12 protein-coding genes are annotated in these 11,317 nt (G+C 70.7%); 5 read left to right on the top strand and 7 right to left on the bottom strand.

Features of this window, described 5'->3' with window-relative positions; genetic code table 11:
- From bioB to MKK64_RS11500, 4 genes are all read right to left on the bottom strand, one after another.
- On the bottom strand, positions 1-999 hold the full coding sequence (bioB, locus tag MKK64_RS11515; RefSeq protein WP_409567935.1) for a biotin synthase BioB: 999 nt from the start codon (positions 997-999) through the stop codon (positions 1-3).
- Positions 1,000-1,046: 47 nt separating this feature from the next.
- On the bottom strand, positions 1,047-2,039 hold the full coding sequence (locus MKK64_RS11510) for a DUF808 domain-containing protein (protein WP_243934873.1): 993 nt from the start codon (positions 2,037-2,039) through the stop codon (positions 1,047-1,049).
- Positions 2,040-2,149: 110 nt separating this feature from the next.
- Positions 2,150-3,034, bottom strand: coding sequence for a fumarylacetoacetate hydrolase family protein (locus tag MKK64_RS11505; RefSeq protein WP_243934871.1), 885 nt, complete (start codon positions 3,032-3,034; stop codon positions 2,150-2,152).
- A 69-nt stretch (positions 3,035-3,103) separates the two neighbouring features.
- Positions 3,104-4,870, bottom strand: coding sequence for a class I poly(R)-hydroxyalkanoic acid synthase (locus MKK64_RS11500; protein ID WP_279593145.1), 1,767 nt, complete (start codon positions 4,868-4,870; stop codon positions 3,104-3,106).
- Positions 4,871-5,051: 181 nt separating this feature from the next.
- Between MKK64_RS11500 and MKK64_RS11495 the strand changes: the two genes are divergently transcribed.
- The 4 genes from MKK64_RS11495 (at position 5,052) to MKK64_RS11480 (ending at position 7,653) form a co-directional block, all read left to right on the top strand.
- Positions 5,052-5,495: a hypothetical protein gene (locus tag MKK64_RS11495; protein ID WP_279593143.1), complete on the top strand. Its 444-nt coding sequence runs from the start codon at positions 5,052-5,054 to the stop codon at positions 5,493-5,495.
- Positions 5,496-5,606: 111 nt separating this feature from the next.
- On the top strand, positions 5,607-6,824 hold the full coding sequence (locus MKK64_RS11490; RefSeq protein ID WP_147842879.1) for an LL-diaminopimelate aminotransferase: 1,218 nt from the start codon (positions 5,607-5,609) through the stop codon (positions 6,822-6,824).
- A gap of 128 nt (positions 6,825-6,952) precedes the next feature.
- On the top strand, positions 6,953-7,165 hold the full coding sequence (locus MKK64_RS11485) for a hypothetical protein (RefSeq protein ID WP_147842880.1): 213 nt from the start codon (positions 6,953-6,955) through the stop codon (positions 7,163-7,165).
- A gap of 152 nt (positions 7,166-7,317) precedes the next feature.
- Positions 7,318-7,653, top strand: coding sequence for a hypothetical protein (locus MKK64_RS11480; RefSeq protein ID WP_147728101.1), 336 nt, complete (start codon positions 7,318-7,320; stop codon positions 7,651-7,653).
- Between the two features lie 70 nt (positions 7,654-7,723).
- On the opposite strand, the gene MKK64_RS11475 is transcribed toward MKK64_RS11480, so the two are convergent.
- A complete protein-coding gene (locus tag MKK64_RS11475) occupies positions 7,724-8,095 on the bottom strand; it encodes a DUF3140 domain-containing protein (RefSeq protein ID WP_243934864.1) in 372 nt (123 codons plus the stop codon).
- Between the two features lie 197 nt (positions 8,096-8,292).
- Between MKK64_RS11475 and prfB the strand changes: the two genes are divergently transcribed.
- A protein-coding gene (gene prfB / locus MKK64_RS11470) for a peptide chain release factor 2 (RefSeq protein WP_147728103.1) occupies positions 8,293-9,421 on the top strand; the annotation gives its coding sequence in 2 pieces (ribosomal slippage) (positions 8,293-8,361 and positions 8,363-9,421; 1,128 coding nt in all).
- A gap of 106 nt (positions 9,422-9,527) precedes the next feature.
- On the opposite strand, the gene MKK64_RS11465 is transcribed toward prfB, so the two are convergent.
- Complete coding sequence (locus MKK64_RS11465; RefSeq protein WP_243934862.1) at positions 9,528-10,736, bottom strand: M23 family metallopeptidase; 1,209 nt, start codon at positions 10,734-10,736, stop codon at positions 9,528-9,530.
- Between the two features lie 25 nt (positions 10,737-10,761).
- Positions 10,762-11,229, bottom strand: a complete 468-nt coding sequence (locus MKK64_RS11460) for a peroxiredoxin (RefSeq protein WP_147726636.1) — start codon at positions 11,227-11,229, stop codon at positions 10,762-10,764.
- Positions 11,230-11,317: the final 88 nt, after the last annotated feature.

Below are 11,317 nucleotides of genomic sequence, written 5' to 3'. Positions count from 1 at the left end.
CTACTCGGCGGCTTCCATCATGGGCGCGGCCACCGTGATGCCGATGTCGCGCAGCAGGGCGGCGTCGGAATCGGTCTCGTTGTTGGCGGTGGTCAGCAGGCGCTCGCCGTAGAAGATCGAGTTGGCGCCGGCGAGGAAGCACAGGATCTGCGCCTCGCGGGTCAGCCCCTTGCGCCCGGCGCTGAGGCGCACCCGCGCCTTCGGCATCACGATCCGCGCGGTCGCGCACATCCGCACGAGGTCGAGCGGGTCGACCGGCGGGCGGTCCTCCAGCGGCGTGCCCTCGACGGCGACGAGGGCGTTGATCGGCACGCTCTCGGGATGCGGCGCGTGGTTGGCGAGCACCTGGAGCATCGCGGCCCGGTCGGTCACGCCCTCGCCCATGCCGACGATGCCGCCGCAGCACAGGCCGATGCCGGCCTCGCGCACGTTATCCAGGGTCTGGAGCCGGTCGGCGTAGGTCCGGGTCGAGATGATGTCCTCGTAGAAGTCCGGGCCGGTGTCGAGGTTGTGATTGTAGGAAGTCAGCCCGGCCTCGGCGAGCCGCCCGGCCTGGGACGGCGTCAGCATGCCGAGAGTGACGCACGCCTCCATGCCCAGGCCGCGCACGCCGCGGACCATGGCCAGCACCGCGTCGAATTCCGGGCCGTCCTTCGGCTGGCGCCAGGCGGCGCCCATGCAGAACCGATGCGCCCCGGCCGCCTTCGCCTCGGCGGCCTCGCGCAGAACCGCGTCGACCGGCATCAGGCGCTCCTTGGCCAAGCCGGTGCCCTTGTGATGGGCCGATTGCGGGCAGTAGGCGCAATCCTCGGGGCAGCCGCCGGTCTTGATCGACAGGAGCGAGGCGCGCTGGATGTCGGCCGGATCGTTGTGGGCCCGGTGCACGGAGGCGGCGCGAAACACGAGGTCGAGCAGCGGCAGGTCGTGGATCGCGCGGATCTCCTCGACCGTCCAGTCGTGGCGGATGGCGGGGGCGGCGGGGAGCGGGGTCGGCTGCATCATGCGCCCATGAGGCGAATCCGCGGGCGAAAATCAAGCCGTCCGGCTCAGGCCGCCGCACCGCGCAGGCGCGACAGGCCATGCCAGGCCGGCGCGATCACGAAGCTCGTCAGCGGAATCAGCAGGCCGCCGACGACGAGGCCGACGAGACCGGAGCCGGCGGCCGTCACCAGCCATTCGGCAAGGCCGGACAGGGCAGGCGGCAGCAGGCCGGCGACCGCTTCGGAGGCCGCATGCAGGGCGTGGGCGACCTGCGGCAGGCCGTAGGTCTCGAGCCCGTGGACCAGGATGCCGCCGCCGACCCAGATCATCGCCGCCGTGCCGACGATGGCGAGCAGGGCCAGGAACGGCGGCATCCCGGTGACGATGCCCCGGCCGAGCGCGCGGGTGACGCCGCCGAACGCGGAGGTGGAGGTGCTCGCCGCCATCGCCAGACCGGCGTCGTCCGCCTTCACGATCAGCGCCACCGCGCCGTAGACGAAGGCGGTGATGCCGACGGCCACCAGCGCCATCACGGCGGCCTTCGTGGCGACGCCGCCGTCGGGCAGCGCCGCCAGGGTGATCGCCATGATCTCGGCCGAGAGGATGAAGTCGGTCTTGATCGCGCCCGAGACCTTGCGGTCCTCCATTGCCCGGCCGTCGCCGGCGGCATCGCGCGGGGTGTCGTCGGCGTGGCCGGCATGCGGGAACAGCGCCTCGTAGACCTTCTCGGCGCCCTCGTAGCAGAGGTAGGCGCCGCCGAGCATCAGCAGCGGCGTGATCGCCCAGGGCGCGAAGGCGCCGAGCGCCAGGGCGGCCGGGAGCAGGAACAGCAGCTTGTTGCGCAGCGACCCCAGCGCGATCCTGCCGACGATCGGCAGCTCGCGCTCGGCGGCGAAGCCGACGACGTAGCGCGGCGTCACCGCCGCATCGTCGATCACCACGCCGGCCGCCTTCACGCCGGCCTTGGCCGCCTGGGCGGCGACGTCGTCGAGCGAGGCCGCGGCGACCTTGGCGATCCCGGCGATGTCGTCGAGAAGGGCGATCAGACCGATGCTCACGTGACGGCGTCCTCCGAGGTACAGAGCCTTCTGTGCAGAGGACGTTCACGAAGTCGAGAGCGGATCGCCGTCCGTCGTGGCGGCACGACCGCAGCCATCGAGGAAAAGCGTCAGTTCGTGGGCTCGCCGGCGGAGACCTTCGCGGTCCAGTCGTCGAAGGCGATCACCGGCTGGCGCTGCTCGCCCAGCCCCTCGATGCGCACGATCATCTCGTCACCGGCCTTGAGATAGCGCGGCGGCTTCATGCCGAGGCCGACGCCGGGCGGGGTGCCGGTGGTGATGATGTCGCCGGGCTCGAGCATCATGAAATGCGAGACGTAGGCGACGAGCTGGGGCACGTCGAAGATCATCGTCGCGGTCGAGCCGGTCTGCATTCGCTTCTCGTTCACGTCGAGGCTCATCGCGAGGTTGCCGAGGTCGGGGATCTCGTCGAGGGTCACGAGCCACGGGCCGAGCGGCCCGAAGGTCGGGCAGCCCTTGCCCTTCGTCCAGGTCGGGCCGCGCTCCATCTGCCATTCGCGCTCGGAAACGTCGTTGCAGATGCACACGCCCGCCACGTAGTTGAGCGCCTCGTTGGCGTGGACGTAGGAGGCGCGGGAGCCGATCACCACGGCGAGCTCGACCTCCCAGTCGGTCTTGGCCGATCCCTTGGGGATGATCACCGTGTCGTTGGCACCGACGATGCAGGACGGCGCCTTGTTGAAGACGATCGGCTCGGACGGGATCGGCGAGCCGGTCTCGGCGGCGTGATCCGCGAAGTTCAGGCCGATCGCGACGAAGTTGCGGGTGCCGCCGACGCAGGGGCCGAGCCGGGTCGAAGCCGGCAGGAGCGGCAGCGTCTCCGGGTCGATCACGCGCAGGCGGTCGAGCGCTTCGGGCGAGAGCCCGGGCCCGGCGATGTCGCGCAGGACCGCGGACAGGTCGCGCAGGCCGCCGTTCCCGTCGATCAGGCCCGGCTTCTCGTCCCCCGTCGCTCCGTGCCGAACCAGCTTCATGTGCGCCCCCCGTTTCGAACGATCCTGACGCGGAAGGTGGTCGCCGCGGCAGGCGGGTCAAGCCGACGCTCAGGCCTTCATGCGCACGTAGGTGCCGGGGGCGGGCGCCAGCGAGGGCAGCGCGTCGCCGCCGGGCTTGCGGGCGGACACGCGCTCGGGCGCCTGCGCCTCGAGCCACTTGAACCAGTACGGCCACCACGAGCCCTTGGTCTCGGTGGCGGCCCCGAGCCAATCCTCCAGGCGCCCTTCCGCCTTTCCGCCGGTCCAGTAGCCGTATTTCGGCTTGGAGGGCGGGTTGACGACGCCGGCGATGTGGCCGGAGCCGGCCAGCACGTAGTCCACCGGGCCGCCGAACTTCGAAGAGCCCTCGAACACCGAGATCGCCGGCGCGATGTGGTCCTCGCGCGTGGCGAGGTTGAACACCGGCACCGTCACCTTCTTCAGGTCGAGGCGGATGTTGCCGAGCACCATCCGGCCCTGCGCGAGGTTGTTCTCGAGGTAGCAGTTGCGCAGGTAGAAGGCGTGGTTGGCCGCCGGCATGCGGGTGGCGTCGGCGTTCCAGTACAGCAGGTCGAAGGCGCTCGGCGGCTTGCCCTTGACGTAGTTGTTGACGACGTAGGACCAGATCAGGTCGTTCGGCCGCAGCATGTTGAACGCGTTGGCCATCTTGGCGCCGTCGAGGTAACCGCGCTCGGCCATCTGGGTCTCGATCTGCCGGATCTGCCCCTCGTCGGCGAAGACCTTGAGGTCGCCGGCATGGGTGAAGTCGACCTGCGTGGTCAGGAAGGTCGCGCTCTTGATGCGCTTGTTGCCGGTGGCGGCCTGCATCGCGAGCGTGACGGCGAGCAGCGTGCCGCCGACGCAGTAGCCGGCCGCCGCCACTTCCGTCTCGCCGGTGGCGACGCCGATCGCGTCGATCGCCGCCTCGATGCCCTCGCGCATGTAGGACTCGAAGTCCTTGTCGCGGTGGCGCTCGTCCGGGTTGACCCAGGAGATCACGAAGACGGTGAGGCCCTGGTCGACCATCCAGCCGATCAGGCTTTTCGCCGGATTCAGGTCGAGGATGTAGAACTTGTTGATCCACGGCGGCACGATCAGGAACGGGCGCTTCAGCACCGTCTCGGTGCGCGGCGCGTACTGGATCAGCTCCATCAGGTCGTTGCGGAACACCACCTCGCCGGGCGTCACCGCGACGTCGACGCCGAACTCGAACGCGTTCCGGTCGGTCTGGCGCACCCGCAGCTCGCCGGCGCCGGCCTCGATGTCCTCCTGCAGCATCTTCATGCCGCGGACGAGGTTGGCGCCGTTCTCCTGCAGCGTGTGCCGGATCAGCTCGGGGTTGGTCATCACGAAGTTCGAGGGCGAGAGCGCGCCGGCGAGCTGGCGCAGGTAGAACTGCGCCTTGTGGCGGGTGTGCTCGTCGATGCCCTCGGCCTCGTTCACCAGGCCTTCGGCCCAGCGGGTGGTGATCAGGTAGCCCTGCTTGATGAAGTCGAAGTACGGATTCGACGACCATTCGGCGTCGGCGAACCGCGCATCCTTCGGCTCGGGTTGCGCCACCGGCTCGGCCTCCTGGCCCTGGAGGCGCATCCACGTCGTGCCCCACAGAGCGACGAAGGCCTCGCTGAGCTTGGCCTGCGCCTCGAGCGTCCGCTTCGGATCGGAAAGCCACGTCTCGGCCACGGTGCCGAGGGTGCGCACGAGCTCGCTCGCCTCCTGCGGCGGCTTGGGCTGGACCGGCAGGCCGTCCTCGGGAGCGACGTAGCGCGCGGCGGCCCGTCCGAGCTGTTCCATGAACTGGCCCGCATTGCGCGAGAGGGTCTCGAAATCGAGCATCGCGGGCGTCGTCGGCTGCGTCGTCACGCGTGATCCACTCCCTGGCTTCGTCCGCGCCGGCAGCGCGGGCGGACCCGAGCACCCGCCCCGGAGGGCGGTCCGAGCCTCGTTTCCGCCAAATTAACGCGCCAACCCCGAATTTGCCCAGCGCGGCAGGCGCGAACGGCGATATAACTGCGGCATGACCTCAACTTGCGACAAGGTTCCGGACCCCGGCACGACTTCTCCGGGCAGGCCGTCGAATCCGTCCGGCTCCGCAGCGCAGGGCATCGCGTTCCGGCGCCTCCTCGGCACGCTCGCGCTCTGCGCGGCGGCGGCCACGGGCGCCTGCTCCTCCGACCTCTCGCCGATCAAGACGCTGGCGGTCGAGGCCGGCTACGGCCCGAAAACCGTCGCCGCGCCGGACTTCGTGGCGAACTCGCGGCCGAAGGGCGGGACCGAGTTCATGCCGGTCGGCGTCTCCGCTCCGGCGCGTCCGGTGCGGGCGAAGTCGGCCGAGAGCCAGAAGGCGCTGGAAGCCGAGCTCGAAGGCGCCCGCGGCCGCAACGAATCGCGGGGCCGGGCCGCGGAGAGCGCCGGCAAGGCGACGAAGCCGGCGAGCGCGCCGGCCCAGCCGGCACAATAAGGCCGATATTCGGGGTCGGCGGCAGGCCGCTTCGATGTTAGAGAGGCCGACCGCCACCCGTCGGGGCCGCCAGTGCCGCCCCACGGGATCCGCGCCGATGGACAGATGGCCATGACCGATTTTCACCGCATCAAGCGCCTGCCCCCCTACGTGTTCGAGCAGGTCAATCGGATCAAGGCCGCCGCCCGCGCCAACGGCGCCGACATCATCGACCTCGGGATGGGCAACCCCGACCTCGACGCCCCCAAGCACGTCATCGCCAAGCTGTGCGAGACGGCCGGGCGCCCGCGCACCGACCGCTACTCGGCCTCGAAGGGCATCGCCGGCCTGCGCCGCGCCCAGGCGGGCTACTACCAGCGCCGCTTCGGCGTGAGCCTGAACCCCGACACCCAGGTGGTCGCCACCCTCGGCTCGAAGGAGGGCTTCGCCAACATGGCGCAGGCGATCACCGCGCCGGGCGACGTGGTGCTGGTGCCGAACCCGAGCTACCCGATCCACGCCTTCGGCTTCCTGATGGCGGGCGGCGTGATCCGCTCCGTCCCGGCCGAGCCGACGCCCGCGTTCTTCCCGGCGCTGGAGCGCGCCATGGCGCACTCGATCCCGAAGCCGGTGGCCCTGGTGGTTTGCTACCCGTCGAACCCGACGGCCTACGTGGCGACGCTCGACTTCTACCGGGACCTCGTCGCCTTCGCGAAGCGCCACGAGATCATCCTGCTCTCGGACCTCGCCTATGCCGAGGTGTACTTCGACGGCGAGCCGCCGCCCTCGGTGCTGCAGGTGCCGGGTGCGATCGACGTGACGGTGGAGTTCACCTCGCTGTCGAAGACCTATTCCATGGCTGGCTGGCGCATGGGCTTCGCCGTCGGCAACGAGCGCCTGCTCGCCGCGCTGTCGCGGGTGAAGTCCTACCTCGATTACGGCGCCTTCACGCCGATCCAGGTCGCGGCGACCGCCGCGCTCAACGGGCCGGACGATTGCATCCAGGAGATGCGGGCGATCTACAGGAAGCGCCGCGACGCGCTGGTCGAGTCCTTCGGCAAGGCCGGCTGGAAGATCCCGGCGCCCGCCGCCTCGATGTTCGCCTGGGTGCCGATCCCGGAGAAGTTCAAGGCGCTCGGCAGCCTCGAATTCTCGAAGCTCCTCCTCGAGAAGTCGGACGTCGCGGTGGCGCCCGGCATCGGGTTCGGCGAGTTCGGCGACGACTTCGTCCGCATCGCCCTCGTCGAGAACGAGCAGCGCATCCGCCAGGCGGCCCGCAACGTCCGCCGCTTCCTCGAGACCGCGGACAAGACGCTGCACAACGTCGTGCCGCTGGCCAAGAGCGCCTAATCCCGATTGTTGCGGCGGGGCGACAGGCCCGGCCAAAGCGCGATAGGTGTGCTGCATGTGCTTGTCACCCGCCGGCCCCGTGCGCAGGGTCGGCGGCAATGATCCGCACTCGCGTCCCCGAGGCTTGCATGCGTCGCCTGTCCCTGCCCGCCGCCCTGCTGCTGGCGGCAGCCGCCTCGGCCTGCGCGCCGAACCCGATCGTCGCCCGCGACCCGATCCCGGCGCCGGGCCCTGATGCGGCCTTCGCCTGCGATTCGCGCCCGCTGGTGCTGAACGCCTTCGACACGACCTGCAAGCCGATCGCCCGGCAGCCGGCGGTCGTGCTGCATTCCAAGGGCTGATCGAGGCTGATCGAGAGCCGACCGACCGGGGCTTCCGGTCGGTTTTTCCGGGGGCGATGCCGCGGCCGGCGCGTCGCGGCGACGGACACGCGGCCGCGCATCGGGCATGATGCCCCGACGATCGAACCCGCCCCTCAGCGACGGAGCACGCGATGAACACCTTCCTCCGACACGGCCTCGCCGCCGGCCTGTTCGCGCTCGCCGGTGCCGGTGCCGCCCAGGCCCAGTCCGGGGCCTACGTGTTCCAGGGTCCGGACGGCCCCACGGTGCTGCAGGTCGACGGCGCCAACCGCCCGATCGTCCCGCCCGCGCGCCCCGACCTCGCGGTGCCGGCGATCGCCGTGCCGCAGGTGATGAACGGCGGCGGCTACGGCATCACCGGCTTTAACTACTACGACAGCGGCCTCATGGAGGGCCGCACCGATCCCCGCGCCAAGCGGCGCTACGTGCTGGCACCGGCCTGGATCGCCGGCTACGGCCAACACTGACGGGCTCGACGCGGCGCGCTGATTTTCCAACGCGCCGCGCGGATTTCGTCGACGCGCCGCGCGATCCGGCTCAGTCCTTCGACGGGTCGTGGCCCCAGTTCATCAGCGACAGCGCCCAGGCCGAGTCGGGATCGTTGCGGGACTTGCCGCCCTGCGCGAGGTGCCGGCGGACGTAGCCGACGACCTTGCGCATTTGGCCGTAATCGTCGTCCGTGAGGTCGGCCTTCTTCTTGGCCTTGATCTCGAGAATGCGGCGCCCCTCCTTGTGCCCAGTGGCCTCGCCGCCGCCGGACTTCTGCCCAACCGACTTGCTGGCGTCGGAGTCGAGGTGCTTCCTCAAGGCGGCGGGCGTCATGTTCACCGCCGCGTCGAACTCCTTCCGGGTCTGCTCGCGGTCGTGCTCGGCGTCGTCCCGCGAATCCTTGTTCTCGGCCTTCGTCATCGCGCGTCCCTCCCGATCGGGGTGAAAATCCCCGGTCAACGCACGAGGCGGCCATGGTTTCACGGATCGGCGCGGGTGGGAGCGTCGCATGAGCTCGGCACGCGCCATGGGATGGGAGCCGTTTACAGAGGCGCCCGCCGCCGGTATCACCCCGCTCGACCTCTTTGAGCCCCCGACACAAGCGACACACCCTCGAAATGCGCGCCGAGATCGAGCAAGCCTCGGATGCCGCCAAGCAGTCGATCGGACTGCTGAGGAGGCATCTTTGACTGGGATACCGTCGATAAACGACTCGCGGAGCTGAATGCGGCGTCCGAGAACCCGGAACTGTGGAACGACGCCGACGCCGCGCAGAAGGTGATGCGCGAGCGCCAGCAGCTCGACGAGGCCGTGGCCGCCATCCGCAAGCTCGAGCAGGACCTCGACGACGGGGCGATGCTGATCGAGCTCGGCGAGACGGAGGGCGACGAGGCCTCGATCCGCGAGGGCGAGGCCACGATCCTCACCGTCGAGAAGGAGGCGGCCGGCCGTCAGGTCGAGACGCTGCTGTCGGGCGAGGCCGACGGCTTCGACACCTATCTCGAGGTCCATGCGGGCGCCGGCGGCACCGAGAGCCAGGATTGGGCCAACATGCTCCAGCGCATGTACGGCCGCTGGGCCGAGCGCCGGAAGTACAAGGTCGACATCGTCGAGTGGTCGGACGGGGAAGAGGCCGGGATCAAGGGCGCCACGCTCCTGATCAAGGGCCACAACGCCTACGGCTGGCTCAAGACCGAGTCCGGCGTGCACCGCCTGGTGCGCATCTCGCCCTACGATTCGAGCGCGCGGCGGCACACCAGCTTCGCCTCCGTCTGGGTCTACCCGGTGATCGACGACCGGATCGAGATCGAGATCAAGGAATCCGACTGCCGGATCGACACCTACCGGTCGTCGGGCGCGGGCGGGCAGCACGTCAACACCACCGACTCGGCGGTGCGCATCACCCACAACCCGACCGGGATCGTGGTGGCGTGCCAGCAGGAGCGCTCGCAGCACAAGAACCGGGCGACCGCCTGGAACATGCTGCGCGCCCGCCTGTACGAGGCCGAGCTGAAGAAGCGGGAGGAGAAGGCCAACGCCGAGGCCGCCTCCAAGACCGACATCGGCTGGGGCCACCAGATCCGCTCCTACGTGCTGCAGCCCTACCAGCTCGTGAAGGACCTGCGCACCGGCACGCAGTCGACCGACCCGGACGAGGTCCTCGACGGCGACATCGACCCCTTCATCGAGGCGTCGCTGGCGCAGCGCCTGTACGGGGCGACGGAGAAGGTCGAGGACATCGACTGAGGCGGCAGGACGGGAACCGTTTTTCGTCCATCGAACGCTTGCCATTCCGGGTTCGCCTCGGGCGCCCCGGAATGGCGGGACACGCGACGTCGCGCCGGCCGCGACGTCAGGGCCCACCGCCCTCGGCGAGTTCGCGCCCCGCCTCCAGGAACCCCAGCGGGTCGACCGGCTCGCCGTCGATCCGGGTCTCGTAGTGCAGGTGCGCGCCGGTCGAGCGCCCGGTCGAGCCGACGCGGCCGACCAGATCACCGGCGCGGAGCCATTGGCCGGCCCGTACCGCCATGCGCGACAGGTGCGCGAAGCGCGTGACCACGCCGTGGCCGTGGTCGATCTCCACCATGTTGCCGTAGCCGCCGGTGGCCTCCGCCGTGACGACGCGCCCGGGCGCGGTGGCCAGCGCTGGCTCGCCCATCTCCGCCTTCAGGTCGAGCCCGGTATGCAGCGCGAGCCCCCGCGTGAACGGGTCGAGCCGCGGCCCGAAGGTGCTGGCCACGCCGCGGTCGCGCGGCAGCGGGCGGTCGAGCGGCAGGCGGGCGGCGAGCCGGCGCAGCGCCTGGGCATCGCCGACGGTGCGGGACGCGACCGCGAGGGCGTCGGCGAACGGGCTCGGATCGATCGGCACGAGCGGCCCGCCCAGGCCCGCCGCGGCCGGACGCTGCAGGTCGATTCCGGTCCGCTCCAGGGCGCGGCGCAGGCGTCCGAGATCGCTCGCCGCCCGCTCGGTGATGCGGTCGAGCCCGAGCACCTGCGCCGCCGCGAGGCCGTCGAGCCGCCCGGCGAGGGCCGCAACCTGCAGGTCGGTCTCGCGCGCGCTGCGACGCCCGGGCCGCGCCTCGACCCCGCGCAGGCCGAGATCGCTCTCGCCCGCCGAGGATGGGCCGGGCAGCGAACCGGTGGTCGGCGGATCGATCGGATCGGACGACGCGTCGTCCGGCTGCGCGAGACGGGCGAGCACGGCCTGCCGCCGCTCCAGATCGTTCTGGCGCGCCGTCAGCCCGTCGAGGCGCGCCGCGACGGCGACCTGCGCCTCCGCCCGCGCCGAGCCGCCGCGGTCGAGCTCGGCCCGCAACGCGGCGAGGCGCGCCTCGTAGGCCGTCTGCATCGCGCCCTGCCGCGCGACGAACCCGGCGAGGATGTCGTCGTGGAACACCACCAGCCCGCTCGCGCCGGCGGCCCACAGGCCGGTGACGAGAAGGGCAGCGGCGAGAAGCCGGCTCCTGCGGTGCGGAAGGCTGGCGGAAGGGGTCATCGATTCGGGCCCGATGCCGAGGGCGCCATCGAAGGCCGACAGGGTTAAGAAACCGAGAACCCTCATGCCTCCCGCGGGATGCGGGATCGGCTCAGGGGAGGGCGCGGGCGGCCTCAAGCACCTCCTCGGCATGGCCCGGCACCTTCACCTTCGGCCAGATCCGCGCGATGCGACCGTCTCGGTCGAGCAGCATCGTGGTGCGCTCGACGCCCATGTACTTGCGCCCGTACATGCTCTTCTCAACCCAGACGCCGTAGGCCTCGAGCATCGCCTTGCCCTCGTCGGAGGCGAGCGGGAAGGCGAGGTCGTGCTTGGACGCGAACTTGTCGTGGCTCTTCACCGGGTCGGGCGAGACCCCGATCACGACGGCGTCGGCCGCGTCGAAGTCGGCCAGCCTCGCGTTGAAGGCCTGCGCCTCCAGAGTGCATCCGCTGGTGTCGTCTTTCGGGTAGAAGTAGAGCACGATCTTGTGACCGACGTGCTCGCCGAGCTGGAGCGTCTTGCCGCCGGAGCCGGGAAGGGTGAAGTCGGGAGCGCGTTCGCCTTGGGCGAGGGGCATCGTGCCATCCTTTCGGCCGATTGATGGTGTGCTTTGGCGCGGTGCCGGACCATCCGATGCCCGCGCTTCGGGCGCGAGAGCCGGACAC

This window comes from Methylobacterium sp. E-025, from assembly GCF_022829705.1.
Classification (GTDB): domain Bacteria; phylum Pseudomonadota; class Alphaproteobacteria; order Rhizobiales; family Beijerinckiaceae; genus Methylobacterium.
Note: the sequence above shows the minus strand (reverse complement) of the source record. Positions and strands in the feature narration are given on the sequence as shown.

Excerpts from the sequence above, each read along its gene's own strand:
- bioB (WP_409567935.1), bottom strand. The coding sequence starts at position 999 with ATGCAGCCGACCCCGCTCCCCGCCGCCCCCGCCATCCGCCACGACTGG.
- MKK64_RS11505 (WP_243934871.1), bottom strand. The coding sequence starts at position 3,034 with ATGAAGCTGGTTCGGCACGGAGCGACGGGGGACGAGAAGCCGGGCCTG.
- MKK64_RS11500 (WP_279593145.1), bottom strand. The coding sequence starts at position 4,870 with ATGCTCGATTTCGAGACCCTCTCGCGCAATGCGGGCCAGTTCATGGAA.
- MKK64_RS11495 (WP_279593143.1), top strand. The coding sequence starts at position 5,052 with ATGACCTCAACTTGCGACAAGGTTCCGGACCCCGGCACGACTTCTCCG.
- MKK64_RS11490 (WP_147842879.1), top strand. The coding sequence starts at position 5,607 with ATGACCGATTTTCACCGCATCAAGCGCCTGCCCCCCTACGTGTTCGAG.
- MKK64_RS11485 (WP_147842880.1), top strand. The coding sequence starts at position 6,953 with ATGCGTCGCCTGTCCCTGCCCGCCGCCCTGCTGCTGGCGGCAGCCGCC.
- MKK64_RS11480 (WP_147728101.1), top strand. The coding sequence starts at position 7,318 with ATGAACACCTTCCTCCGACACGGCCTCGCCGCCGGCCTGTTCGCGCTC.
- MKK64_RS11475 (WP_243934864.1), bottom strand. The coding sequence starts at position 8,095 with ATGACGAAGGCCGAGAACAAGGATTCGCGGGACGACGCCGAGCACGAC.
- MKK64_RS11465 (WP_243934862.1), bottom strand. The coding sequence starts at position 10,736 with ATGAGGGTTCTCGGTTTCTTAACCCTGTCGGCCTTCGATGGCGCCCTC.
- MKK64_RS11460 (WP_147726636.1), bottom strand. The coding sequence starts at position 11,229 with ATGCCCCTCGCCCAAGGCGAACGCGCTCCCGACTTCACCCTTCCCGGC.